Source organism: Streptomyces sp. NPDC006798, assembly GCF_040635975.1.
Taxonomy (GTDB): Bacteria; Actinomycetota; Actinomycetes; order Streptomycetales; family Streptomycetaceae; genus Streptomyces.
Genome location: NZ_JBEYIS010000015.1, coordinates 105,098 through 129,526 on the forward strand (window position 1 = coordinate 105,098; position 24,429 = coordinate 129,526).

The window sequence follows — 24,429 nt, forward strand, 5'->3', positions numbered from 1 at the left end:
CAAGGAGATCGCCCGAGGGGGCCCTCCAAGGAATCAAAAAAACAAAGAAAGTCCGGGGGCTGCCTCAGCGGCGGCCCCCGGTACGGGAGGCCCATGAGAGACAGCGCGCGAACAGACTCCTTCCCCGGGGACGAGTGGACCCTGTGGTACCGCGGTGTCCTCCTGGGCGGCGACTCACCCCTCGTCCCGCTGGAGATCTCCGGTATCGGTGACATGCCGGAGATCAAGGACTACGACCTGGAGCTGGTGGGCACGCACGGCCGCTGGCCGGGCCGTGACTGGATGCGCGGACGGACGATCCACCTGCGGTTCCGCGTCATCGCCAAGGACGCCCGCAGGCTGGCGGACCTTATGGGCGAGGTCAACGCCGCCTTCACCTACGGAGGTGACGGAGGGGAGGAGGAGCTTCACTTCTGCATCCCTGGCATCGCCCAGGGCGTCAGGGCCAAAGTCCGCGGACGTGTCCGCAAGCGGTCGTTGACGATCGACAGCAAATATGCGGCCAGCCTCTCGCCGATCATCGACGTGCAGCTCGACTGCACGGACCCGTGGATCAGGGCCACCGGTACCTACCGCCGGGACATGACCGCGGGAAGCTGGGACAAGGGCGGAATCGACCTCACCTTCCCGGGTGCTCCCTTGTTCGACTTCACCAGGTCTACGGAGGTGGAGATCCCGAACACGGCGAAGATGCGTGATCAAGCACCAGCCGTGGTCGCCAACGGCTCGATGTCGACGGCGGACATGTCCGTACGCATCAGCGGCCCCGCGCACGGCGGGGTATGGGTGGAGTTCCGCAAGCCGCCCGCCGGGCTCGCGGCCTCGGAGCTGGCAGAGACGCAGGCTGCGCCCTCCGGCGACCTGGTGGGGAAGATCGGAATCACGAAGTACGGACGGATCCCGCTGGAGCTGTCCCCGACTGACGTCTTCGAGTTCGACACCAAGAGCAAGCGGGCGTTCATCACCCAGCAGGGTCGGCGCACGGACGTGACGCCGGACCTCCAGTTCCGCCAGTGGTGCCGCCTCGATCCGGGGAGCACGGTCCTGTGCTACCTGATGTCCGGCCGCTCCGGATCCAGCCCCGCTCAGCGGTCTTTCGCTTTCGCTCCGAGCCCCCATCTCCGCGGCGAGGTCTCCTGGACGCTCGACAAGTTTATCTAGGGACAGCACATGACTGATGTTGTAAATGTCAATTTCACCAACGGTGCGAAGTACGCGGCGAAGGACTTCCGCCGGATGTTCGGCAGCATGATGGACTTCGCCAAGGGAATCGAAACCAAGGAATCATTCCTGGTCGACGCGCACGTGAGCGCCACCAATGCGGTCCTGATCGCACCAGGCCGCGCCTGGGTGAAGGACAACAACGCGGACAACCGCCAGGGACTCATCTGGGTCGAACGCACCGAACCGCTTCAGTACACCCTCAATACGACCGCGAACAGCGGCTTCATCGTCCTCACGGTGACCAGCCCCGAATTCCACGGACTGGGCAAGCCGGTCGACATCGTGCCGCAGATCGTCGCGTCCCTGGCGGATGCCCCGGACGCAAGCCTGGTGGTGGCCCGTTTCTCACGGCCGACGCCGAGCACCTGGGCGATCGAGGACTACCGCCTCCACCCGTCGACGGGTCAGTACCTGGTCACGAAGACGGGCCCCGCCCGCGATGGGCTTCCCCCGGCAGCGCCGACAACCGACGACGGCCAGCGCACCTTCTTCCGGCCGGGAACCCAGTACATGGACCTGCTGACCGGAGTGAGGTGGATACTCCGCGGGGACTACCAGTGGCACCGCGACGGCTCGACCATCCGGCAGGGCACGGGCATACCTGCGGATGCCTATGACGGCACCTTCTACATCCAGCGGACCCACACCCCGAATCCCAACACGGAGTCGGCCCACTCCTTCGAGTTCTTCGAGCGTCAGGGCGGCCAGTGGCTCTCGATGGGCACCCTGTCCGGTGACAAATGGTACGCCTCCTCGTCGGCGCCCTCGGAGTCCGAAGGGTCAGCGGGCGACATGTACCTCCACACCGGAAACGGTTCCGTGTGGCAGAAGCAGTACGGCACCGGGACGACCGAGGGGTCCGGGGATGCCGTCTGGGTCGAACTGGCCGGGCTGATGGGTCCGCAGGGGCCCCCGGGCGACACCGGACCGATCGGACCGGTCGGACCGCAGGGACTCAAGGGCGACCAAGGCCAGAAGGGCGAGAAGGGCGACCTGTCGAGCCTGGAGGGGTACACCGGCCATATCCGCCTGACGGGCGCCGGCCGCCTCTACGTGGGCGAGCGGGACGTGGTCAACGAAATCACGGCCGCGGCCGATCTCGGACGGCAGGCCGTCGACAGGGCGACCGAGGCGACCTCGGTCGCGTCCGCCACGAAAACCTCCACCGACGCCCTGACCGGCGAGGTGAACAGAACGAAGACCGAGATATCCAAGCTGGCTACCCGCGTGAGCGGCATCGAGCAGGGGAACCCGGCCTACTCGCGGGCCGTCTTCAAAAAGCTGACAGTCGGAAGCGCCTGGAAGACAATTCCACTGAAGAGCAAGTGGTATGGCACTGATGCGGATTTCGACTACCCGGCCGGTGTCGCAAAGGCTCGGGTCAGCGGCTACTACCAGGTCATGTGCACCGTCAGCGGCAGCAGCAAGTACGCCCGCAGCGGAACCTTTTTCGCCGAAGTGAAGCGTAAGTCTGACAATCAGATCGTTTCGGGGCAGACGCATTCGACGCATGAGACGAGCGGTGATTGGCGAATCTCCTGCTCGGGTCTCATCTACCTCAACGCGGGGGACGGCGTTTACGCCTATGCGCGCTCCGTTGGTGGCGATGCGACGGTCCTGGACGACAGCAGCTCAGGCGTCTCACTGGTTCAGGTCACCTGACCCGCGCCGGGAAATCGGAAGACAGAGAAAGTCGTGAAGGGCAACTCCTTCGCACGGAAGGAGGGGTTTGCGCCACCCCTACGAGATACGGATCTATCGCTGGAAGCCCATGGGTGACTGGCGGTACGACGACCCCGCCCACAAGCTCCACAAAACACACAGTCTCAAGGTCAAGGGCTTCCACCCGTACATCGTCGCCCGCGGAGTGCCAGCCGTGGACATCACCTACTCACGCAGGCTCGACTCGATCGGGCAGGCACAGGTGACCATCCCGCTCGACGGCCCCGAAGAATGGCGCCCGACCCTAGGTCGACTCGCCGACATCGAGCCGTACCGCTACTGCTTGGGGATCGTCCGCACGTCGGAAGATCCGGGCAGCGGCCGGGAGGAGAGCCAACTCGTGTGGGCCGGGATCATCTGGAGTATGCGGATGGACCTGGAGACCCGGGTACTCCAACTCTCCGCCCGCGACTGGTTGTCCTTCTGGGAGAACCGGCACCACACCGGCCGGATCACCGACATCGAGCAAGCGGAGATCATTCGTCAGGTGGTGCTCAGCGGCAACCGGAACTGGGGCATCAACACCGAGACCGACGCCGCGGCCACCGGCCGCACCCGGGACTGGCAGGCAGGGCCCGGCGAGTGGCGCGAGGTCGCCAGCGACCTCTACGACATGGCTGACGACCTCTCCGGTTTCTTCCTGACCGTGGACTCGCGCATCGTCAACGAGGGCACAGAGGACGAGCATCTGCGGCACGTCGTACGGAGCACCAAGGACCGCACCCCGGTCTGGGCCGCAGTGCCATCCCTCAAGGACCGGATCAACTGCGAGATCCCGGAAATCTACTTCGACGGCTCACAGGTCACGAACGTCTCGTACGCGATCGGGAGGAGCGGGAACCTGCCCGTGCGGCGCCGAAGGGATAACACTCTCCTCCGCCGCGAGGTTCCCGTACGGGACGTGGTGGGCCGCTACGACAGTGTCGGGGATTCCAGGGTGCTGGACTCCCGTGCAGAAACTCAACTGGCATTCGGAGCCAGGGGAATCAGGGTGCCCCGGATTATCACCTACCCGAACGCATACCCCGACCCTCAGCTTCTGGACCCGAATCTAGGAATCAAGGTCCGTGTGGAGGCGGACACCGGATTCCTGACAGTCGAAGAACCGTTTGTCGTCACGGAGGCACGCGTCCAGGTCGAGGGGGACGGATCAGACCGATGCGAACTGACGCTCGTCCAGGAGACATTGTTCCAAAAGGGGAAGTGGGAGTGACTAATGGCCAATGAACGCGCCTACGCGGGCGGGCTCGACAACTCACTCGCACTCATCGAAAAGCGCCTGCGCAGTCTGGAGTTCCCGCCCCCGGACGCGACGATCGACCGCTATCCGGTCGTGCAGGTCGCCGCCTCGGCCTACCTCGCCGCCTGGCAGCCACTCAGGCATCAGCAGTTCAGCGGGAGCGTGTCCGTCAACTACCCGACGAGCGTGTCAGCCCACGGCTCCGTCGGTACCCCTGGCGTCACGACGGCGACAGCCCTCACCTCGGCGTCGGCCAGCCGTGCATTCGTGACCGGGGTAAAGAAGCCCAGCCTGAGCGTGGGCGCCACCCTCGGCGGATGGACGTCGCGCGCCCTCTCCTACAACGTCACGGCCCACCAGTGGCGGGCGCTGGTCGCGTCGGACGGCTGGCGACCCTGGTACGTCGTCCAGGCCCATGGCAGCCGCACGGACTTGCTGAAGCTGGAGTTCGAGTTCGCCGGTTCGCCGCACCACCAGATCGGTGTGGGCGTCACCCGCGAGCACGGGGCGTCCCCGCCGGAATGGCGGCCGGACATCAACGGTCTTGGACCGAACTTCCTTTTCAAGGCCGGTACGGCAAACAAGCTCCACCGCTTCGAGATGGAGTGGCAGCACATGAGCCTCGATGACGGCCTCCACCCCTCGCAGCAGATCGATTCACGGCGCTGGTTCGTGGTGTGGGCCCGGTCCATGAACGATGACCTGCTCGGCGAGAACGGAGCCGGCAGCGGGTCCCGCACACGAGACAAAGCGCAGATCCGGCCTCCGGACGTCGCTTTCAGCGTTTACAAGACCGCGTCCAACGGGGCGCTGCTCGACCTCAAACACGATCCCGCCAAGGGCACCCACCGCCAGGACGACTGGGGCGCCCGGGTCTACAGCCTGAATCGAGAACCCGGCCCCGGATAAGGAGCCCCTTTGGAAATAGTCAAGATCCGCGGAACGTACCTGAATCCCATGGGCGAGCCCCACCGGGGCCGTGTGCGTTTCATGGTCCCCGAGAAGCAGGTTCACCGGCTCGGCCACAGTCTCGTGGGCGGCTCGTCCCGTGTGACCGACCTCGATGTCACCGGCACCTTTCACACCGAGGTTCTGGGCGGCCTGTCGTACGAGGTGATCGAGGAGATCGCGGGCCTGCCCGTCCGTAGGTACTTCGTGGAGGTCCCCACCAACCAGGAAGAATGGAACGTCAAGGATCTTCAGAACGTATCCAACCTGGACACCCCCACCGTGTTCTACACCGGCCCGGCAGGGCCTCCCGGAGAGCCTGGTCTCGACGGGGAGCCCGGCATCCCGGGCGAACGCGGTCCCCAGGGCAACAGGGGCGACACCGGAGCCCCCGGGCCGCAGGGCCCGCAGGGAGTACCCGGCCCCGAAGGCCCCCCTGGCTCGATCGCGGCGAACAGCGGTGCCCGCATCGACGGTGACCTCGTGGTGCAGGGATCCACCGTCCTCCAGCAGACCGACGAAACAGTCCCCGCGCTGTCCGTGCACAACCCCGCTGGCCACGCCGTCGCCAAGGTCGACCCGGTCGGCAACCTCGAAGTGGACGGCGGCACCATCGTTCTGCGTGACACCGAGAACCCACCCCCCAGGCCCGTGCCCGGAACGGCGATCCTGTACTCGCAGGGCGGTGGTCTGCATGTCTTCGACAACGGCGGTGAGACCCGTCTCTCCGTCCTGTCCAGCAAGGTGATGCAGAGTGAGCAGACCGATGCCGCCCACGAGGCGCGGATCGCCTCGGTCGAGCGGAAGACCGCGGGTATGCAGAATGCGGCCGGTGAGGTCCAGGTCGCTGCCCCCGCCGGGATCTACAAGGCCCCCGGCGTGCCGTATCTCCAGGTGGGACGCCTCCCGGAAACACCCTCATATCGGAGCGCCACCGTACGGGTCACCTCGCAGCCCGGGGACGCCATCTATCCATTTCAGGTAATCGACTCCAATTCGAGCATGGCTTTCGGAGTGAGCGGCGCCGGAAACACTTTTGTCGGCGGGACGAACCTCCGGGAATGGATGACCACCCAGGAATCAAAGATCACGGCCATCGAGAGCAATCCCGGAATCCCAGCGGATCTTGAGGCATTCATGTCGGAGACCCGGGCGACCGACAGCGCCCTCCAGACCAAGGACAGAAACCAGGATTCGACCATCGCCACCCTCGAAGCGGCCCTCAACGCGTTGAAGGCCGAGGTGGCGAAGATCCCAAAATAATCGAGGCCGGCGCAAAGTCCAAGGTCGGCCCGTTCAAGACCAATACCGCGGCCCCGGTGAAGTGGTCCCCCTCCAAGCAGGACCGCATCACCCTTACCGGCGAGACTTCGTGGACTGTGAAGGTCACAGGCCGGTACTCCGTGACTTCCCAGGTCGAGTGTTCAGGCATCTTCAACGCAGGCATCCGCAGCGGAATCAACTGCCTGCGCGGTTCCCAGACGATTTCCGTCGTAGCGGAGGTTTACACCGCTAACGCCGGGACGACGACGAAGTCCAAGGCCATGACCAACAGCAATGTTTCCCTCACCGCAGGGGATCAAATTCAAGTGTGGGCCCGGGTCAACATCACCGGTGCCGACCCGAGCCACACGGGCAACGGAACCTTCTCCATGAAGTACCTGGGGAAGTAACGGATCCAACGGATTCGAAGGGGGTGGAAATGCAGATTCTGGAAATCGTCATCGCCGTTTTCGGAGCGGGCGGACTCGCCTCTCTGGGTGTCGTCGTCAAGGCAGCTCAGTCGAAGAAGGAGTCCTTCAACAAGGCGCGGGCGCAGCACATCACCGATCTGGAGCGATGGCGGAAGGAAGCCCAGGAGGCCCTTCGGCAGATGCAGGAGGTAGCCGACTACTGGCGGCGGGTCGCCGCCGACTTCGAGCACCAGCTCCGGGCGCTCGGTGTCACCCCGCAGACGACCGCGGTCAAGCCCGACGAGGACTGATCAGCGCTGCACAACAACCGGACCCGCCGACCGGGATCCGGATCAACCGCGAACCGAACCAACAAGACGAGGGCCGTCCCCGCCGGGGCGGCCCTCGGCATGTCCCACGGGGCGAGAGAGGAGGCTGAGTGGCGAACACCGCACGGTCGATGATCGAGAAGGCACGAACCCAGCTCGGCTACCGCGAAGGCCGCAACAACCACACGAAGTACCCACCGGAGGTACCCGGGCTCGCCTGGGCACAGAACCAGCCCTGGTGCCAGACCTGGATCTCCTGGTTGGCGGTGAAGACCGGCAACACCGACGTGGTCCCGCTGACCGCGAGCTGCCTCGCGTGCACCAACTGGTTCAAGCAGCGCAAGCAATTCCACCGCTCCGGGCCGCGCCCCGGTGACCTGGTGATGTACGGGCCGTCCGGCGGCACGCATGTGGACCTGGTGACCGAGGTCTCCGGAACCAAGATCAAGGTCATTGGCGGCAACACCGGAGGCACCTTCGGCGGCGCCTACTACAACGGGAACGGCGTCTACGAGAAGTGGACCGAGGCCGGCAACCCCAAGATCCACGGATTCGCGCGGCCGTCGTACAAGACGGCTCCCAACGACCAGACCACTGTGCTCCCCGGTGTCGGCGGGGGCCAGAAGCCTCCGGTCAAGGGAAAGATCACCGTCAAGCGCGGCATGACCCTCCTGGGGATCTGCGCTCTCCTCGGTGTCACCCTCGGCGAGATGCTGACGGCCAACCCCCAGGTGAAGGACGCTGACCTGATCCGCGAGGGGCAGGAGCTGAACATCCCCGACAAGAAGGGGGTGACCACTCCGAAGTCGACCGCCGCCACACCCCGCTCGACCCCGCCGGCCGAGCCGGACAAGGGCACCCCGGTCACCGAGTCGCAAGCCCCGGCTCGGACGCAGCAGAACCCGACCGTGAAGCCGGGAGTATCGGGAACGGACCGCGCGACCACGCGGTACAAGGTTCAGAGGGGCGACACGCTGTCAGGTATCGCCGTGAAGCACGGCGTCTCCCTCAAGGCCCTGATGGATCTCAACACCGACCGGTGGCCGGACCCGAACCTGATTCACTCCGGCCAGCACGTACATCTCCCCGGCGACGTGCGGGTGCCCGACACGGTCAACAAGTCCGTGCCCTGCTCCTGCAAGACGAACAACTCCCCGAAGCCGTCCAAGCCGGTTCGGCCCGCCCCGGTCCCGTCCACGCCGAGCACCCCGGCCCCGGAAACCGTATCCGTGAGCCTGGCCGATGTCATGCCGTTCAAGCCGCCGGTGGTTCAGCGGGGATGGGACCGCCCTCTCACCGCGGACGAGCGGGCGAACGCCCGCGTGATCTACGACCAGGCCCTCGTTGCCTTCGGCCGCCAGGACGGGCCCCGCGCAGCCGTCATCGGCATCGCCACCGCCTACCAGGAGAGCCGCCTTCGGAACCTGCCCGGGGGGCATCTCGACTCCGCCGGCCTGTTCCAGCAGCGGCCCAGCCAGGGCTGGGGCACTCACGCCCAGGTGACCGATCCGGTCTACGCGGCGACGAAGTTCTTCACCACGCTGAAGCAGGCCGCTCCAGACTGGAAGTCGATGCTGCTGTGGGAGGCGTCGCACAAGGTGCAGCGGTCCGGCTCGCCGATGGCACCGGCAACTTTCGAGCTGGCAGCGGCCAAGCTCGTCGTGGAGTTCTCCGGGGGTTCCAGCGGTCGGCACGCCAAGCCGTACGACCCGGCGAAGGACCAGCCAATCGCTCCGGCACCACAGACACCCGCCGAGACGGTCGCCCCGTCCTCCGGCTGGGTTACGCCCGTTTCGACCGAGCCCGCCACAGCGTTTGGCACGAAGGGCTCGATGTGGGCCTCCGGTCAGCACACCGGCACGGACTTCCCCGCCCCGCAGGGCACACCCGTCGTGGCGGCCGGCGCGGGCAAGGTCGTTGAAACGGGCTGGGCTGGTGCCTACGGGCAGTCCGTGGTGATCGAGCACGACGGCGGAGTGCGAACGCGCTACGCGCACCTGTCCGCGATCGGGGTCAGCGTCGGCCAGACGGTTCAGGCCGGTGACGCGATCGGGGCAGTCGGCTCCACCGGCAACTCGACCGGCCCGCACCTGCATCTGGAATTCATCGTGAACGGCGTCGCCGTCGACCCTATGACCTACCTCCGTGGCTGACAGAACAGAAGGGAACATCATGCTCGACAAGCTCAAGGCGACCCCGGCGAAGACACTCGGCCTCGTGAGTGCGCTCCTCGCACTGCTCGCCGTGTACGTCCCGGGCCTGCCCCAGGAAGCGATCCTCGGCGTCGTGGCCACCGCACTGCTCGGTGGCTACCAGGCCCAGAAGATCGAGGACCGCAAGACGGAAGAGGCTCTGGAGGAGACGCCCGACCTTGAGGGCTTCGACCGGCAGCTCCTTCTTCTCCTGGAGGAGAACGCGGCGCTGCGGAAGCCGTCGCCCTCTAGCGGCTCCACTCAGGAGATACCCAAGGTCACCGACGTGGACCTCGACACCGGCACCTTCCAGGTGACCCGATAAAAAAGCCCCCCGACTGGCGAGATGACTCGGTCATCCTGTCAAGCCGGGGGGCTCTTTCTCGTTCACTCTGGCGGAGTCCGGTCCCCGGTCCGCCAATAGCTCAATCTGCGCAACCATCGCTGCGCGCGCTCCGGCCCCATCAGCGCCAATGAAACGGAGGCTGAGGAGGCGAGTAGGGCAGTGAGGGACAAGATCCAATCGCTCATGACCGTGTCCCTCCTACGCAAATCCATGTACTACTACCAGCAGAGAGTAGTGCCGCAACGAAGAGCATGAGCGACTGCTGCCCAACCACCGAGGCGATCTTATTCGGTCCGTCCGCTGTGGAGGCGAGGAGAGCTGCCACGACGAGGACCAGCGCGTTGGCCACCGTGATCAACGCCAACCTGAACGACGCCGCCTTGAGGAGGTGCCCAATCGCCTGGCCCAGCGCTTGCGCGGTCAGCCCCATGGCCACGAGGTAGAGCTGGGCTTTGCTTGCCATCTCCAGAAAACCAGGCGCTTCGTACCCCACCGTCTGACGACCGTTCAAGTACTGGATAGCCGTGGGAGGTACCGCGAAGATCACGGCGAAGACGAGCCACATCACGAACTGGAGGATCGCGTGCTTCTTGGCCTCCCGGCGGGCCCTCTCCTCTTCCTGCTGTGCCTGTGAACCGTCTGTGGCTGGTTCATTGGCGGGGAGTTGAGGTGGTTCGGCCGTCGCGGGGGTGTTCCCGCCTTCAGCCGAAGGCGCTGCCGTTACGGTCATGCTTCTCTCCCGTGCGGCGGGTCGACAGTGAGGTTCCCTTTCTACAGCACGGGTCCGACAACTACGCCACCATCTCAAACTCCGCCCCGCACTCGCCGCAGATCACCGGAGCTTCTTCGAGGGTCCGGTGCGCGGTCCAGATGTACCGGTCGGGGCAGCCGCAAGCCGCCTTCGGCTTGGTGTTCTTCGACTTCGGCTTCGCCTCGTCGGCGGGCGCGATGACCAGCTCCCGCCACGCTGCCCGGCCCGCGCGCAGCGCCCTGATGGTGGACGCGTACCGAGTGACGGTCTCCCGCTTCATCGTGACGGCAGAGAATCCCCGCGTCGTGTCGGGGGCCCGCCCGTCAGGCCAGCCGAGTCCCAGCTCCATGGCGAGCTGGACGAACTTCTGGTTGTGATACTGCCCCCTTCGACTGGTGTTCTTGACGCCCCGCTCATACCCGATGCCGTGGGCGGCTTCATGGAGGAGGGTCGTCATGGTCTCTTCCGGTTCCCGGTTAAGGGCCTCGCCCGAGATGAACAGTTCGTGCACTCGGCCGTTTTCGGTGAGCCACTGGTTCGCATGGAAGTGACCCCAGGTGACATTGGCCCCATCGACTCCCTTGCCGATGATGAAGATGACGCCAGGTACATCGGGGTGACGCTTGCGAATGTCTCGCCATGCCTTCTCCAGAGTGTGAACGATGAGACTTCCGGGTTCCTTCTTCGTGCTCATGGAGCCTTTCTTTGGATTATGAATGTCAAGTGGCAGGCTGAAGAGAGGGTGGAACCGCCGAGCGGTGTCCACCCTTCGCTCTTGATGGCAGGGGCTAGCGGGTGAGGCCCGTAGTGCTCTCGTAGACCTTCACGAAGATGCCGAGATCGCTTTCGTCGCGGATGTGCCGGGCTTCGCGGTAGCGGTCTGCGAGCCAGGTCCCCCGATTCTCGAAGTGCTCCCAGAGGAGTTCCATGGCCTTCTGGTGGTCTTCACGACTGCTCTCGTAGTCGTGGCGGGCGACGCGGCCGATCTGTTCCAGTAGCGCGTCCCAGTTCTGTTCGTCGGTGCGCTCTGCGCGGGCCTTGGCGGTTCGAGCGAGCACGGGGTCCTGTTTGCTGGTGTTGTCGTCGTTCACTTGTTTGCGTTGTCTCCGGGTGTCCTGGCTTTGCCAACTGTCGCCGTGGTGGTCACGGGTGCATGGTCGGGGTGGTAGACGCGTTCCGATGGACGTCCACCCGTGCTGGGGAGCTTGACGATGACCGCCCCCAGGTCGTTGGCGAACGACTCGATCTCGGCCTTCTTGCGGCGGTACCCCAAGATCTCCTGCTGGAGGACGCTCTTGCCCACACCCTCCTCACCGGCGGCCTTGAGTGCGTCATGCATGATCTGCTTGTCCCGGGCCTCGCGCGCTTCTGCGGACTGGGCTGCGGACCGGCCCCCGGGAGTGTGGGACGCGAGGACGAAACGGGCAGACTCGATGGCGTAGTCCACCACAGCCTTGGCCGCTTTGAGGTCGCCCAGCGAGACCAGGGAACGGCCGTTCATGAGTGCGTAGGTCCCTGCTACCCGGACGAGATGAGGTAGGCGTCGCTGGGTGAACTGCTTCATGGTCTCGGAGTCGCCGGAGGCGTCCGCGTACTGCGGGTAGACCTCCTTCCGGTAGAAAATCTGGGCCTCCCTGCTGAACTCCACGACAGCTCCTTGCGATCCCGCCTTGAACGCGGCGGTACGCAGCCGGTCGGCGAACTCGGCCAGCTCCTCGTCCCACCCTTCCGGTTCCTCCGGCCAGGGGATCTCGTGCGGCTTGTGCACGAAGATCGGCAAGAAGCGATTCCAGGTGCCACCCGCCATCTCCGAACTCTTCTGCCGGTCGGCGAACTCTTGCGGTGTCACATGGCCCAGCACCGTGATGTGTGGGTTGCTGGCAACCTCGGCGTCCATCGAGTGGATGTTGAGGCTCTTACCGTCCCAGGCGTCCCGCAGGACCGGCCCCAGGGTGCTGCCCTGAGTCTTCTGCATGATCGTGGCGAACTCGGAACTCTGGACCAGGAGGCGCTTGTCCTCGACTCCGTAGTCGACCTTCTGACCATTCTCCTCGCGCCGGGCGATCTCATCGCCGTCCATCCCGTCGCGTACCGAGTAGATCAGCCCTTCACCGGAAGACAGCGACGAGGTGGTGTTGGACTTGAAGAAGTCAGATGAGACGCGTCGCATCACCTCCATAGCTCGGTCGGCCGCTGTCCCCTTGCGGCCGTCGCCGGTTTCGCCGATCAAGATGTGCCACACGTTGATGTGCTGCTTCACCGGTCCGCGTGCGACGCGGTCATGTCCGACCATGCACGAGAAAGCGCTGAGCATGGTCGCGAGGATGCCCGCCGGATCCGCTTCGACATCGGAGCTGACGTAGTCCAGGATCTCCCCGGCGATGCCGTGGTGGGCGGCCCGGTCCAACCAGGGGCGTCCGGCCGGCCCCTCCACAGGGGTTCGGTAGGGGAGTTCTTCCAGTTCGGCGTCTACGGGATCGACGTCCGCGTCCCCCTTCTTGATTTCGTTCGGGATGGCGTTGCCGACGCTCACCGGCGCCCCTTCCGCTTGTTCCTTCATTTCTTGCAGGAGAAGAGCATAGTCCGCGGTCTGGAGGGTCCTGTCCGACACTGAGGTGTTTGACCTAATCCACGCCTGCACGTCTTCGATGAAGTGTTCGAGTCCGGTCAGATTCATCGCCAGACCAACCCTGCCAACACCGAGGACATCGACATTGAGGGTCTTCCGGATGGTTGCCGTGGAGCGCTGTGAAGGCATCTGCCTCCCCCTTTGAATGTGGACTCTGGGTGAACTGGGACAAGCGTGCGAAGCAGGACGTTTGGGTCGTCGGGGAAGAGGTGTGTGATCACCCCCAGGAATCAAAAAAACAAAGAAAGCCCCCCGGGCGGGCGCCGCGCGCCCTCAGTCGTCGCGGTCGAGCCACCGTTCGAGGTCGTTCGGGCGGCAGCGGAGCGACTGCCCCACCTTCCGGAAGGGGATCTCCTCCGCCTTCCAGTTGCCGTACACCCACGACCGGGGCTTCTTCAGGTACTCGGCAACATCTTCGATCGTCATAAGTGGTGCCCGCACGGGTCTCCTTGCTTGCGAGTGCGGCGCTTTTCGGCCCGCTGCTGTCCGGTGTGCCATCAGTCTTACTCATTCCGAACTCGTTGCGCCAGGTTCCGAACGGTGGCGCTCGTCACAGTTCGGAACTCGATGCATTCTGTTCCGATCCTGCTAGTGTCTGCACCGTGAGCACACCAACACCACAAGAACCCGGTCAGCAGTGGCGGCGCGAAGGCGCCGAGCTGGTCTGGCACCGCACGTACGGCCCCTGGCTCGTCACCGCGCACTGTCCCGTGGCCGCGCCCTTCACCGGCCCCTCCGAACTGTCGATCCGCCTCACGGTCGGCGGGAGCGGCGAGGAGATCACACGCGCCATGGCGGAGGCCCTGGAGACGGATGGCATCCCGGCCAGCCTGCTCCGCCAAATCCCACTCGCCGAGATCAAGGCCGGCGCCCGTGCCGCCCTCGCCCAACAGGGCGACCGGGCGATGAACACCCCCTACCCGGTGCCCGCCCGCTGCCGCACCGAAGAGGACTACGCCCTTTTGGTCGGGGAGCTGACCCGGATGCACGCGACGGGCACCACTGCCCCACAGGGCGAACTCGCCGCCCGGCTCGGAATCAGCAAGGGCACCATGTCCGACCGCATCAGGCGAGCCAAGGAGATGGGCCTCTGGGACGGGGGCCTCACCGAGAAAGCATCGGCCGTCCTGGCGGCATGGCGGAACAACAACGACGAGGAAGGCAACTAGCAGTTGGCACGACGCGGTAACGGTCTCGGCGGCACGCCCGTTGAGATCAAGAGGGAGGGGCGCCCGAACACCTGGGGTGTAAGGACACCGCGCCACATCAACCCGGCCACCGGGAAGGAAGACCGGTACTGGATAGGCCGAGACTTCAAGAACAAGACCGCAGCGGAGAAGGCGCTGCGCAAGTGGCACACCGACCGCGAAGAGGGCAATCTCGCCCCCCGCTCGGACATGACTATGGGGCAGCTCCTGGACGGCTGGCTCGCCAAGCACCGCGGGGAGGGCACCACCAAAGAGGGGTACGAACCGAAGATCCGCCTCCACATCAAGCCCCACATCGGAACCGAGAAGGTCGCGGAGGTGACGGACGACCGCCTTGACGATCTTTACAAGCTGCTGGAGTCGACGCCTATCGAGGCCAACGACGGCAAGCCGCTCGGCCCCAAGAGCGTCCGCCACATCCACAACATCATCTCGGCCGCGCTCGATTCCGTCACCGGACCGAAGAAGCTGCTCACGGCCAACCCCGCGCATACGGCCAACCCACCGACTGAGCGGCAGATCAAGGCGGCCACGCCGGACTTCCCCACCCTCAACGACAGCGAGACCGCGCACTTCCTCAAGAAGATCTGGACGCCGTGCGGCAACCGGGCCTGCGACGGCGGACTGAACCACCACTGCCTCCGGGACGCCCCGCTGTGGACGGCCTACGCGGCGACCTCGTGCCGCCGCAGCGAGGTGCTGGGGTGGAAGTGGTCGCTCATCCGCTGGGACGAATGCGCCATCGAACTGGCCTGGGTCGTGATCGAGGAGGGCAACACCTACCGGCTGCGGAAGCTGACGAAGGACGGCGACGACGGCGCTCTGATCTATGTCGACCAAGCCCTGATGAACGTCCTGAAGTGGCAGTGGGAGCGCCAGCAGGCGGAGAAGGAACGCCTCGGTGATCTCTGGGTGGACCATGACCTGGTGTTCGCGCGGGACGGCTTCAAGCTGTACCGCGGAGAGGCCGGCGGGCCACAGGACCCTGAGAAGGTTTCCGCTCGGTGGCGGACCGCTCGAACTCGTCTGGGTCTCCCGGAGGACTTCCGCCTGCACGACTGGCGGGCCTCGAAGATCACGAATGATCTGGACGCCCACGAGAACCCGGTAGAGGTCTCGGCCAACGCCCGGCACCACTCGCCGGGCTACACGATGACCCGGTATGGCCGTCGCCGTGCCGAGGGAGCGAAGAAGCTGGCCGCGTCGAGCGCCGGCAGGATCAACCTGGGTGGGCTGGTTCAAAAAACTCGCTGATGCGCGGGTCACGCTGCGGGTCACACGGCTACCCTGCAAAGCAAAAAAACCCCTGATCAACAGGGGTCTTAGCTGGTGTCCGAGGGGGGACTTGAACCCCCACGCCCGATAAAGGGCACTAGCACCTCAAGCTAGCGCGTCTGCCATTCCGCCACCCGGACCAGGTGTCTGCCGTTCGGCCTGGGCCGTTCCGACGTGGAAAACCATAGCAAACAATCAGGGGTCCCCGATCACCCCTTCCACCCGGAGGGCGCTTACCGCCGGGGGTGTCTTGGGGGAGCGGGCCAGGCGCGGGAGGATGAGCGGGTACCACCAGCGACAGCGGGAGGAATCAGCGTGAGCGAGCCGACGAAGGCCCGTACCGTCTCGGGCGAGGACGAGGTCGTGGATCTGTGCCGTGAGCTGATCCGGATCGACACCAGCAACTACGGCGACCACTCGGGACCGGGGGAGCGGGGGGCCGCCGAGTACGTGGCCGAGAAGCTGGCCGAGGTGGGTCTCGAACCCAGGATCATCGAATCCCACCCCGGCCGCGCCTCCACGGTGGCCCGGATCTCGGGAGAAGACCCCTCCCGCCCGGCGCTGCTGATCCACGGGCATCTGGACGTCGTCCCGGCCAACGCCCACGACTGGACCCACCACCCCTTCTCCGGCGAGATCGCCGACGACTGCGTCTGGGGCCGGGGCGCGGTCGACATGAAGGACATGGACGCCATGACCCTCGCCGTCGTCCGCGACCGGCTGCGCAGCGGCCGCAAGCCCCCGCGCGACGTGGTCCTCGCCTTTCTCGCCGACGAGGAGGCCGGGGGCACCTACGGCGCCCGCCATCTGGTCGACAAGCACCCCGACCTCTTCGAGGGCGTCACCGAGGCGATCGGCGAGGTCGGCGGGTTCTCCTTCACCGTCAACGAGGACCTGCGGCTCTATCTGATCGAGACCGCCCAGAAGGGCATGCACTGGATGCGGCTGACCGTGGACGGCACCGCCGGACACGGCTCCATGACCAATGACGACAACGCGATCACCGAACTGTGCGAGGCCGTGGGACGGCTGGGGCGGCACCGCTGGCCGGTCCGGGTCACACCCACCGTGCGGTCCTTCCTCGACGAGCTGTCCGACGCCCTCGGCACCCCGCTCGACCCCGAGGACATGGACACCACCCTGGCCAAGCTCGGCGGTATCGCCAAGATGATCGGCGCCACCCTGCGCAACTCCGCCGCGCCCACCATGCTGGGCGCCGGATACAAGGTGAACGTCATCCCCGGCCAGGCCACCGCCCATGTCGACGGACGGTTCCTGCCGGGGTACGAGGACGAGTTCCTGGCCGACCTCGACCGGCTGCTCGGCCCCCGGGTGCGCCGTGAGGACGTCCATGCCGACAAGGCGCTGGAGACCGGGTTCGACGGAGATCTGGTGGACGCCATCCAGTCGGCGCTGCGGGCCGAGGACCCGGTCGCCCGGGCCGTGCCGTACATGCTCTCCGGCGGTACCGACGCCAAGTCCTTCGACGATCTGGGTATCCGCTGCTTCGGCTTCGCGCCGCTCAAGCTCCCGCCCGAGCTGGACTTCGCGGGCATGTTCCACGGGGTCGACGAGCGGGTCCCGGTCGACGGGCTGAAGTTCGGCGTCCGCGTACTGGACCGCTTCCTCGACGCCTGCTGAGCCCCCGGGCGCCCGGTTCGGGCGCCCGGTCCCGGTCCGGGCCACTCCTGGGACCATCGTTCTTTTGTGCGCCTCTGACTGGAAAGAGTGAAAGTCTCTTACGCCTCGTAGCCCTCTGTCGTCCTCCTCGTTACAGGTGATGCGGTCCGCGGCTGGGATCGCATTGCCTACTAGGAGGAACAATGATCAAGAAGGTCGTCGCCGCCGCGGCTGCCACGGGTGGCCTGGTGCTCGCCGGCGCGGGCGTGGCCATGGCCGACGCGGGCGCCCAGGGTGCCGCCGTGAACTCCCCCGGTGTGCTCTCCGGCAACGTCGTCCAGGTCCCGGTCCACGTGCCCGTGAACGTCTGCGGCAACTCCATCAACGTGATCGGCCTGCTGAACCCCGCCTTCGGCAACACCTGCATCAACGGCTGAATGCCGGACGGCATGTCCCGGACCCTCGGGGTCCGGTCGTGAACGCGGGGCGGTCCCGGAGGGCGAACGAGGCACTCCGGGACCGCCCGGCTTTACCGCCCCGGGCGCCCGTGCCCGGCGGAATTCCTGAGATCAAGTAAGGCAGGGAACCACCTATGCGACAGGTCACGCGTAAGGGCCTGATCACCATGGCCGCGGCAGCGGGCGGGGCACTCGCGCTGGGCGGGGGATACGCGCAAGCGGACTCCGGGGCGCACGGAGCGACGGCCAACTCCCCGGGCGTCGGCTCCGGCAACTCCGTCCAGGTGCCCGTCAACGTCCCGGTCAACGCCTGCGGCAACTCGGTCGACGTCGTCGGCCTCCTCAACCCCGCGTTCGGCAACAACTGCGCCAACACCGGCAGCTCCGGAACGGGGGCCGCCAAGCCCGCCCCCGCGCCCGCCGCCCCCGGCGCGGGCGTCCCCGGTACCAATCTGCCCACCGGGACCACCAGCGGCGGCGGCGCCCAGGCGAGCGGCGGTGCGGTCAACTCCCCGGGCGTCGGCTCCGGGAACACGGTCCAGGCCCCCGTCGACGTCCCCGTCAACGCCTGCGGCAACACCGTGGACGTCATCAGCCTGCTCAACCCGGCGTTCGGCAACAACTGCGCCAACGACAGCTCCATCGCCAAGCCCCCGGTGGAACCGCCGGTCACGCCCGTCAAGCCGACCAAGCCGGTTCAGCCCGTCAAGCCGGTCGAGCCGCCCACGAAGACCAAGCCGGTCGACCGCGAGCCCACCGCCCCCAGCCGCTCCACCGAGCGTCCCCCGGCGGACGACGACGTACTCGCCCACACCGGAGCCGGATCGCTGGGGCTGATCGTCCCGGTCGGCGCGGGCATGCTGCTCGGCGGCGCCGTCCTCTACCGGCGGGCACGCGCCTCCGCCTGACCGGTCCGCGATCCCGTATCCCTCCGAGGTACGGCGGTCGCGTGAACGGGACCGCGCCCGAACGGGCCGGACATCATGAAGCCGGAGCAGAGAGATTCACCGGGCCCCGCCGAGGCGGGGCCCTTTTCGTACACACCGGACACCGGTTCGGGGCCGGTGCGACACCGGTCACATCGACCGGTGCGAAGGTGCCGATCCGCCCGGTGAGGCCGCTCACCGGGCGGTATCGATCACCAGGTCGCGCGCAGCTGTCGGATGATGCGCCGGCGCAACCGCACCCTGCGGCTGCCGTCCCGGTGCAACGTCAGTCGGTCCAACTCCCAGTGTCCGTACTCGGCATGGTCCGTGAGCAGGCGGGTCGCCTCCTTGCGGGAGACCCCGCGCGGGACGTACACGTCGACAAATTCGTATTCCGGCATCGCATCTATTGTGCGGGCAAGGGCCCGGGACGGATAGCGTCTTCCCTATGTCTGATGCTGCGCAGCCCACCGCTGCCGAGGTACGAGCCGCCGCCGAGGCGGTCAAGGCCGCACTGGACCGTCACCTCACGGCGGTCGAGAACCGCACGGGAGAGGACGACCCGGCCGTCTACGAGGCGTTCAACGCCCTGGCCGTGGCGGCGGAGGCGTACGACGAATGCCTCTACGACCGCTACGACGAGGTCACGCCCTTCGAGATCCCCGGAGCGGACGACGCGCTGCCGCCCTACGCAGGACCGGAGGAACCGAACGCCCTGAGCGTGCTGATCCGCCGTGATTACGCGGTGGTCGAACCCCGGCGGCTGATCGCACAGGCACAGCGCGTCTCCGACGTCGAGGCGGCGGACAGCGCCGGGAACGGTACCGGCCGGAGTGCCGGGGCGAGTGCGCACACGGCGCTGGGGGTGCTCTTCGGCGAGTACGAACCCGATGAGATCGCCTCCCGGCACAAGGAGTTCGGACTGGAGGAGGGCGACTCCACACTCTGGGTCTGTGCCGCCGACGAGCTGCCGGAAGCCGGTGAGTGGCTGGCCGCCCCCTTCGAGGCGGACGCCCAGCGGGTGATCTGCCGATTCGATGTGAGCGCGGTCTTCGACGAGGACGACCTGGGCGAAGAGCTGGACGAACTGCGCCGCTGACCGGCGCCGGACCCGGGCCCCTCTCTCCCCGGTGCGGGGAGAGAGGGGCCCGGCCCGTACTACGGCCGATGGAGCCGGGCGGGTGGGATCACCCCCGGTGCTCCAGCAGGGTCCGGGCGATCAGCACCTGGGTCGGCTCCAGAGTGTCCTTGCCGTCCTCGACGTCCCAGAGCGCGTTCTGCAACACCCGGCCCAGGGTCCAGCCGACGGCCCGCCGCCGGTCCGCGCCGATCGCCTCGGTCAGCCGGTCGAAGCGCCGGAGCACGGCCCCGGCCGGGTCACCCGATGCCGCGATGGCCGCCCACCGGTCGTCCAGACCGGGCAGCAGATCGAACCCCGGGTCACCGGCCAGCGGCTCCGGGTCGATCGCCAGCCAGGGCTCACGCGCCCCGGCCAGCACATTGCCGCTGTGCAGATCCCAGTGGAGCAGCCGGTCCCCGGCCTCGCCCATCAGCTCGGCCACGGCGGACGCGCAGCGCTCCACCAGCTTCCGCTCCGCCGGATCGCGCAACGCCGGTACGGCGCCGGGAGTATCGGCCACCATCGCGGCGGCGATGTCCGACAGCCGCCGCAGCCCGGCGGGCGCCGGTACCGACGTCAGCCGGGCCAGCAGCCCCGCGAGGACCCCGACCGCCGACTCCTCGTCCGGGACGGACGACAGCGGACGTTCCGCGTCCAGCCGCTCCAGCAGCTGGACCGTGGTCGTCTCGTCGTGGTCGAGCAGCCGGACGATCCCGTCGCCCCGCCAGGCCAGCAGCCCCGGGATCGCCCCGAAGGTCTCCTCCCGGGGTTCCTGCAGTTTGAGCACGGCGGGGGATCCGTCGGCCCGGCGTACCGGCAGCGCGAGGGACGCCATACCCCAGCGGGCCGGTCCGTCCGGCCGCAGCTCCCACCGCTCCAGGAACGCTCCGCCGAGCTTGGGCAGCCCGTCGAGCCAGGCGCGCGCCCGGGCGCCCTGGGTGCCGTACGACGCGACGAACGCGCCGGGGACGTCGATCACGGTCGACGTGGTCATGAGAAGTACTCCTTCGTGGAGATCGGATTCCGATGTCGTACGAAGGAGTCGCCGGGGGTGCCCGGGCCTCGGGCATACGTCAAAGCATGGGAAGACCCTAGGTCATCGCCCGCCGGATCTCCGCTGGATTTCCGGAAGTGCCCCGGTGCCGGTCAGCCGACGGGTGACGCCTCCCCGGGCTCCTGGAGCAGGGCCGCCAGCAGGGGGCGCAGCCGGGTGGTGCGGGGCAGCGCCGGGATCGTCGCCACCGCTCGGGGCAGCGCGCCCTCCGCGCCGTGGACCACGGAGAGATGGCGGTCCGCCCGGCCGAACGCGGTGTACACCCAGGGGCGGCTGAGTGCCGCCGTCGCGTCCCCGGGGAGCACCACCACCGCGGCGGGCCAGCGCAGGGCCGCCGCCTGGTGGGCGGTGAGGGCCCAGCCGTGCCGCAGCTCGGCCTCGACCCGTTCCTTCGCCACGGTCACCGCCGTACCCCCGCAGTCGAGCCGGAGGCCCGCGGCGTCGGCGGAGACGACCGTCCCGGGCACGGTCCGGCCCGGCGCGGGGGTGTACGCCACCCGGTCACCGGGGTCGTAGCCGCCGAAGCGGCCGGGGCCCGGGTTCAGCCGGGTCTTCAGCGCCGCGTTCAGCGCCCGGGTGCCCGCGGAACCGCCGTGCCCGACGGTGATCACCTGGGTGCGGTCGGCGGGCACGCCGATCGCCCGGGGGATGGAGTCGGCGACCAGCTGGACCGTGCGGTGGACGGCCTCGCCCGCGTCCCGTACCGGCACGATCACGACGTCCTTGCCGGGCGCCGCGACCTGGTTCAGCTCACCGGCCCCGATCCCGGAGACCAGCTCCCCGATCGGGCCCGGGTCGGGGACCCGGGAGGCGATCCGGGGACAGACCCCGGCGGCCAGCAGATCGGCGAAGACATCGCCCGCGCCCGCCGGGCCGAGCTGTCCGGGGTCGCCGCTGAGCACCAGCCGGGCCCCGTCCGGCAGGGACTCCACCAGCATCGCGGCGCTCTCGGTGTCCAGCCGGGGCGCGTCGAGGACCACCAGCAGATCGAGGGCCCAGGCGCCGTCCTCGTCCCGGCCGGGACCCGCGGTACCCGAGAGCAGCGCGGCGACCGTGACCCCCGCCGGATCCGCGGACGCGGCCGTCTGCTCGCTGTGGGCGGCGACGACGGCGGTCAGTCCGAGTTCGCGCGCGAGCCCGGCCAGCGCGGCCGGTTCGGCCCGGGCGGCCTCCCCGCCCGTGTGCGCCACCAGACCGCTGGCGGCGAGTGCGCGGGTCAGGCCGGTGGGCTCGGCCACGGAATCCCAGCGGGGCTCCGGGCCGCCCCTGGCCAGCCGGGCCAGGCCGTCGGCCAGGCTCTCCTCGGCCAGCGCGTACCGGTCGAGGCCCAGCAGTACGGGGCCCTCGGGCCCGGGGTCGTCCTCCGTCGCCCCGGCACCTCCGGCCGGGTCGTGGTCCTCGGAGGCGGCCGGATCCGGCGACTCGTCCGAGCCGTCCCCGGAACCGCCGTCCGGGGCGAAGGCCAGGACGACGCCCTCGGCCACCGCCCGGTCCAGCGCGCCGCGCGGGTCCGGTACGGAGCGGTCGGCGAGCGCGCCGAGTACTTCGGCGGAGTCGACGGCGGTATGTCCCCGCAGGGCCGCCCGCTCCAGCTCCCAGGCGATCAGCGCCGCCGCCCGCCGCGGGTCGTCGGGCCCGCAGGCGCCGCCCAGCAGGGCGCGGGCGAAGCCGTCGGCCTGCTCCGGCCGGATCCCGGGCACGGAGAGCAGCCGCCAGGGGTCGTCCCGCAGCACGGCGCCGGCCCGCTCGCCGAGCGCCTCGGCCGCCGGAACAGCGGCGGACTCGGGCCCGTTCCCCGCCGCGAGGACGGCACGCACGGCGGCTACGACATCGGGTGCGGCGCCCTGGCGGGCGGCGGGCACGGGTGCCGGGCGGGGCGCGGCCGTCCGTGCCCCGTCCGGCGCCGCGGGTTCGGCGGGCCGGGTGGTGGGGGTGTCGTAGAAGGCGCTGCCGGGCCGGTCGCCCCGCTCCACGGCCCGTACGGCGGCCAGCAGATCCGCCGCGGAGCCGCTGAGCCCGGCCCCGCTCGCCACGGGACCGCCGCGGTCCGCCTTCCGCTGTTCGATCCTGGCCCGCAGCTCCCGCTGCGCGGCCAGCTCCGCCTGAGCCTCCGACAGCTCGGGCGGGTCGCCCTTGGCGTCCGTTCCGGTAGCCGCCGTCTCCGCGGAGTCCGCCGGGGCGTCGTCGCCGGATGCTCCGGGCTCGTCGCCGGGCGCATTCGCGGCCGCCGGGTCGTCGGCGTCCTCGTCCCCGGAGCCGGAGCCGTCCGTTCCGGGCTCCTCCGTGCCGCTCCCGCCGACGGACCCTGCCGACTCGGCGGCCGGGGAGGGGGAGTCCGCCGGGACTCCGTTCGCATCGGGCGCCCCGGGCTCGCCGCCGGATCCGGCCGCGCCCCCCGGGGCTGCGGTGTCCTTCTCCGTGTGGTCGGAGTCGTCCGCCGGGCCGGTCGGCGCGTGGGACCGCGACCGGTCGCTCCGGTCGCCGTCGGCGCCGGGTGCTGCGGGCCCGTCGCCGGGGCCGTCCGCCTGGTCGGCGGCGTCGGCGGCGGTGGCCTCGGGGTCGGCCGGGGGTTCGGGGTGAGGCCCCCGGGAAGACGCGGTCACAGCGTGCTCCAGTCCTGGTCGGGATAGCGGTGCACGGGCGCCGACACATCGTCGAGCGCCTGGCAGATCTCGTCAGGAAGACTAAGCGCCTCCACCGACAACGCCTCCGCGAGCTGCCGCGCGTTGCGCGCGCCGATGATCGGGGCGACTACTCCGGGGCGGTCCCTGACCCAGGCGAGCGCCACCTGGAGGGGGGTGGTCGCCAGTCCGTCCGCGGCGGTGGACACCGCGCCCACGATCCGGTCGGCGGTCTCGTCGAGATAGGGCTCGACGAAGGCCCCGAGCCGCTCGGAGGCCCCCCGCGAGTCGGTGGGCACCCCGCTGCGGTACTTCCCGGTGAGCACCCCGCGCCCCAGCGGCGACGACGGCAGCAGGCCGATCCCCAGATCGAGCGCGGCGGGCAGCACCTCGCGCTCCACCCCCCGCTGGAGCAGGGAGTACTCCATCTGGGTGCTGGCGAGCCGGGTACGCGGCCCGGGCGCGGCGAGCTGCCAGGTCGCGGCCTTGGCGAGCTGCCAGCCGCAGAAGTTGGACACCCCGGCATAGCGGGCCCGGCCGCTGCTGACGGCGATGTCGACGGCCTGGAGCGTCTCCTCCAGCGGGGTCAGCGGATCGAACGCGTGGACCTGCCACAGATCGACGTGGTCGGTACCGAGCCGTTGGAGGGAGTCGTCCAGGGCGGCCAGCAGATGGCCCCGGGAGCCGTCGAACCGGCGCTCCGGGTCGGGCACGCTGCCGGCCTTCGTCGCCAGCACGAGATCCCGCCGGGGCACCAGTCGCTCCACCAGTCGTCCCAGCAGATACTCGGCATCCCCGCCGCCGTACACATCGGCGGTGTCGACGAGCGTGCCGCCCGCCTCCCAGAACGCCTTCAGCTGTTCGGCGGCGTCGTGCTCGTCGGTGTCCCGGCCCCAGGTCAGGGTGCCGAGCCCGATCCGGGACACACGCAGGCCGGTACGGCCGAGATGCCTCTGCTCCATGAGGGCTGAGAGTACTGGCCGGAACGTGACGCGGAGAGGGGCTGTGGAGAACCCCGGACCGCCCGTCTCCGGCCCGGTGGCGGCCCCCGGGGCCCTGACGGATCCGGTACGGGCGCGCTAGAGTCCCCGGC

24 protein-coding genes and 1 tRNA gene are annotated in these 24,429 nt (G+C 68.4%); 15 read left to right on the plus strand and 10 right to left on the minus strand.

Translation table 11 applies throughout. The features are described 5' to 3' along the window. Window positions 1-93 precede the first annotated feature (93 nt). The 9 genes from ABZ714_RS13240 (at window position 94) to ABZ714_RS13280 (ending at window position 9,653) form a co-directional block, all read left to right on the plus strand. Window positions 94-1,161 carry a hypothetical protein gene (locus ABZ714_RS13240; protein WP_358825296.1) on the plus strand — a complete coding sequence of 356 codons (1,068 nt, stop codon included), beginning with the start codon at window positions 94-96 and terminating at the stop codon, window positions 1,159-1,161. A gap of 9 nt (window positions 1,162-1,170) precedes the next feature. Next, window positions 1,171-2,886: a collagen-like protein gene (locus ABZ714_RS13245; RefSeq protein ID WP_358825297.1), complete on the plus strand. Its 1,716-nt coding sequence runs from the start codon at window positions 1,171-1,173 to the stop codon at window positions 2,884-2,886. A gap of 67 nt (window positions 2,887-2,953) precedes the next feature. Beyond that, a complete protein-coding gene (locus tag ABZ714_RS13250) occupies window positions 2,954-4,159 on the plus strand; it encodes a hypothetical protein (protein ID WP_358825298.1) in 1,206 nt (401 codons plus the stop codon). Between the two features lie 3 nt (window positions 4,160-4,162). Further along, window positions 4,163-5,095, plus strand: coding sequence for a hypothetical protein (locus ABZ714_RS13255; protein WP_358825299.1), 933 nt, complete (start codon window positions 4,163-4,165; stop codon window positions 5,093-5,095). A gap of 48 nt (window positions 5,096-5,143) precedes the next feature. Beyond that, a complete protein-coding gene (locus ABZ714_RS13260; RefSeq protein WP_358825300.1) occupies window positions 5,144-6,397 on the plus strand; it encodes a collagen-like protein in 1,254 nt (417 codons plus the stop codon). A 56-nt stretch (window positions 6,398-6,453) separates the two neighbouring features. Further along, window positions 6,454-6,807, plus strand: coding sequence for a hypothetical protein (locus tag ABZ714_RS13265; protein WP_358825301.1), 354 nt, complete (start codon window positions 6,454-6,456; stop codon window positions 6,805-6,807). Between the two features lie 29 nt (window positions 6,808-6,836). Next, a complete protein-coding gene (locus tag ABZ714_RS13270) occupies window positions 6,837-7,118 on the plus strand; it encodes a hypothetical protein (protein WP_358825302.1) in 282 nt (93 codons plus the stop codon). Between the two features lie 128 nt (window positions 7,119-7,246). Beyond that, on the plus strand, window positions 7,247-9,289 hold the full coding sequence (locus tag ABZ714_RS13275; protein WP_358825303.1) for a peptidoglycan DD-metalloendopeptidase family protein: 2,043 nt from the start codon (window positions 7,247-7,249) through the stop codon (window positions 9,287-9,289). After that, window positions 9,282-9,653: a hypothetical protein gene (locus tag ABZ714_RS13280; protein ID WP_358825304.1), complete on the plus strand. Its 372-nt coding sequence runs from the start codon at window positions 9,282-9,284 to the stop codon at window positions 9,651-9,653. Before ABZ714_RS13275 ends, ABZ714_RS13280 begins: the two co-directional genes overlap by 8 nt. Before the next feature lie 202 nt (window positions 9,654-9,855). Here ABZ714_RS13280 and ABZ714_RS13285 read toward each other — a convergent pair whose 3' ends face one another. From ABZ714_RS13285 to ABZ714_RS13305, 5 genes are all read right to left on the minus strand, one after another. Beyond that, window positions 9,856-10,404, minus strand: coding sequence for a hypothetical protein (locus ABZ714_RS13285; RefSeq protein WP_358825305.1), 549 nt, complete (start codon window positions 10,402-10,404; stop codon window positions 9,856-9,858). A gap of 61 nt (window positions 10,405-10,465) precedes the next feature. After that, window positions 10,466-11,119, minus strand: coding sequence for a hypothetical protein (locus ABZ714_RS13290; RefSeq protein WP_358825306.1), 654 nt, complete (start codon window positions 11,117-11,119; stop codon window positions 10,466-10,468). Window positions 11,120-11,213: 94 nt separating this feature from the next. Beyond that, window positions 11,214-11,516 carry a hypothetical protein gene (locus ABZ714_RS13295; protein ID WP_358825307.1) on the minus strand — a complete coding sequence of 101 codons (303 nt, stop codon included), beginning with the start codon at window positions 11,514-11,516 and terminating at the stop codon, window positions 11,214-11,216. Then, window positions 11,513-13,183 (minus strand): hypothetical protein, encoded by a 1,671-nt coding sequence (locus ABZ714_RS13300; RefSeq protein WP_358825308.1) that lies wholly within the window; start codon window positions 13,181-13,183, stop codon window positions 11,513-11,515. The genes ABZ714_RS13295 and ABZ714_RS13300 overlap by 4 nt, the downstream gene beginning before the upstream one ends. Window positions 13,184-13,327: 144 nt before the next feature. Further along, on the minus strand, window positions 13,328-13,495 hold the full coding sequence (locus tag ABZ714_RS13305) for a helix-turn-helix domain-containing protein (protein ID WP_358825309.1): 168 nt from the start codon (window positions 13,493-13,495) through the stop codon (window positions 13,328-13,330). Window positions 13,496-13,656: 161 nt separating this feature from the next. On the opposite strand from ABZ714_RS13305, the gene ABZ714_RS13310 reads away from it, so the two are divergent. Next, window positions 13,657-14,223 carry a winged helix-turn-helix domain-containing protein gene (locus ABZ714_RS13310; protein ID WP_358825310.1) on the plus strand — a complete coding sequence of 189 codons (567 nt, stop codon included), beginning with the start codon at window positions 13,657-13,659 and terminating at the stop codon, window positions 14,221-14,223. A gap of 3 nt (window positions 14,224-14,226) precedes the next feature. Continuing rightward, window positions 14,227-15,516, plus strand: coding sequence for a hypothetical protein (locus tag ABZ714_RS13315; protein ID WP_358825311.1), 1,290 nt, complete (start codon window positions 14,227-14,229; stop codon window positions 15,514-15,516). Window positions 15,517-15,589: 73 nt separating this feature from the next. Here the strand turns inward: ABZ714_RS13315 and ABZ714_RS13320 are convergent. Then, window positions 15,590-15,677: transfer RNA gene (locus ABZ714_RS13320), tRNA-Leu, on the minus strand. Window positions 15,678-15,852: 175 nt separating this feature from the next. Here ABZ714_RS13320 and ABZ714_RS13325 point away from each other — a divergent pair. The 3 genes from ABZ714_RS13325 (at window position 15,853) to ABZ714_RS13335 (ending at window position 18,523) form a co-directional block, all read left to right on the plus strand. After that, a complete protein-coding gene (locus tag ABZ714_RS13325) occupies window positions 15,853-17,178 on the plus strand; it encodes a M20/M25/M40 family metallo-hydrolase (protein ID WP_358825312.1) in 1,326 nt (441 codons plus the stop codon). 182 nt (window positions 17,179-17,360) lie between these two features. Further along, complete coding sequence (chpH, locus tag ABZ714_RS13330) at window positions 17,361-17,594, plus strand: chaplin ChpH (protein ID WP_358825313.1); 234 nt, start codon at window positions 17,361-17,363, stop codon at window positions 17,592-17,594. Between the two features lie 155 nt (window positions 17,595-17,749). Continuing rightward, window positions 17,750-18,523: a chaplin gene (locus ABZ714_RS13335; RefSeq protein ID WP_358825314.1), complete on the plus strand. Its 774-nt coding sequence runs from the start codon at window positions 17,750-17,752 to the stop codon at window positions 18,521-18,523. Between the two features lie 230 nt (window positions 18,524-18,753). Here ABZ714_RS13335 and ABZ714_RS13340 read toward each other — a convergent pair whose 3' ends face one another. After that, window positions 18,754-18,942, minus strand: coding sequence for a DUF5703 family protein (locus ABZ714_RS13340; RefSeq protein ID WP_006350169.1), 189 nt, complete (start codon window positions 18,940-18,942; stop codon window positions 18,754-18,756). A 47-nt stretch (window positions 18,943-18,989) separates the two neighbouring features. On the opposite strand from ABZ714_RS13340, the gene ABZ714_RS13345 reads away from it, so the two are divergent. Then, window positions 18,990-19,640, plus strand: coding sequence for a hypothetical protein (locus ABZ714_RS13345; protein ID WP_358825315.1), 651 nt, complete (start codon window positions 18,990-18,992; stop codon window positions 19,638-19,640). Window positions 19,641-19,728: 88 nt separating this feature from the next. Here ABZ714_RS13345 and ABZ714_RS13350 read toward each other — a convergent pair whose 3' ends face one another. The 3 genes from ABZ714_RS13350 to ABZ714_RS13360 form a co-directional block, all read right to left on the minus strand. Next, the gene (locus ABZ714_RS13350; RefSeq protein WP_358825316.1) at window positions 19,729-20,655 is read right to left on the minus strand and encodes an aminoglycoside phosphotransferase family protein; all 927 of its coding nucleotides are present in this window, start codon (window positions 20,653-20,655) and stop codon (window positions 19,729-19,731) included. 152 nt (window positions 20,656-20,807) lie between these two features. Next, window positions 20,808-23,318 (minus strand): AAA family ATPase, encoded by a 2,511-nt coding sequence (locus ABZ714_RS13355; RefSeq protein ID WP_358825317.1) that lies wholly within the window; start codon window positions 23,316-23,318, stop codon window positions 20,808-20,810. Then, window positions 23,315-24,298 carry an aldo/keto reductase gene (locus tag ABZ714_RS13360; protein WP_358825318.1) on the minus strand — a complete coding sequence of 328 codons (984 nt, stop codon included), beginning with the start codon at window positions 24,296-24,298 and terminating at the stop codon, window positions 23,315-23,317. The genes ABZ714_RS13355 and ABZ714_RS13360 overlap by 4 nt, the downstream gene beginning before the upstream one ends. Between the last annotated feature and the right edge of the window lie 131 nt (window positions 24,299-24,429).

Bases quoted from the DNA above. Each gene is read 5' to 3' on its own strand.
- chpH (WP_358825313.1), top strand. From the start codon at position 17,361: ATGATCAAGAAGGTCGTCGCCGCCGCGGCTGCCACGGGTGGCCTGGTG.
- ABZ714_RS13245 (WP_358825297.1), top strand. From the start codon at position 1,171: ATGACTGATGTTGTAAATGTCAATTTCACCAACGGTGCGAAGTACGCG.
- ABZ714_RS13285 (WP_358825305.1), bottom strand. From the start codon at position 10,404: ATGACCGTAACGGCAGCGCCTTCGGCTGAAGGCGGGAACACCCCCGCG.
- ABZ714_RS13350 (WP_358825316.1), bottom strand. From the start codon at position 20,655: ATGACCACGTCGACCGTGATCGACGTCCCCGGCGCGTTCGTCGCGTCG.
- ABZ714_RS13260 (WP_358825300.1), top strand. From the start codon at position 5,144: ATGGGCGAGCCCCACCGGGGCCGTGTGCGTTTCATGGTCCCCGAGAAG.
- ABZ714_RS13340 (WP_006350169.1), bottom strand. From the start codon at position 18,942: ATGCCGGAATACGAATTTGTCGACGTGTACGTCCCGCGCGGGGTCTCC.
- ABZ714_RS13290 (WP_358825306.1), bottom strand. From the start codon at position 11,119: ATGAGCACGAAGAAGGAACCCGGAAGTCTCATCGTTCACACTCTGGAG.
- ABZ714_RS13270 (WP_358825302.1), top strand. From the start codon at position 6,837: ATGCAGATTCTGGAAATCGTCATCGCCGTTTTCGGAGCGGGCGGACTC.
- ABZ714_RS13255 (WP_358825299.1), top strand. From the start codon at position 4,163: ATGGCCAATGAACGCGCCTACGCGGGCGGGCTCGACAACTCACTCGCA.
- ABZ714_RS13345 (WP_358825315.1), top strand. From the start codon at position 18,990: ATGTCTGATGCTGCGCAGCCCACCGCTGCCGAGGTACGAGCCGCCGCC.
- ABZ714_RS13335 (WP_358825314.1), top strand. From the start codon at position 17,750: ATGCGACAGGTCACGCGTAAGGGCCTGATCACCATGGCCGCGGCAGCG.
- ABZ714_RS13240 (WP_358825296.1), top strand. From the start codon at position 94: ATGAGAGACAGCGCGCGAACAGACTCCTTCCCCGGGGACGAGTGGACC.
- ABZ714_RS13360 (WP_358825318.1), bottom strand. From the start codon at position 24,298: ATGGAGCAGAGGCATCTCGGCCGTACCGGCCTGCGTGTGTCCCGGATC.
- ABZ714_RS13300 (WP_358825308.1), bottom strand. From the start codon at position 13,183: ATGCCTTCACAGCGCTCCACGGCAACCATCCGGAAGACCCTCAATGTC.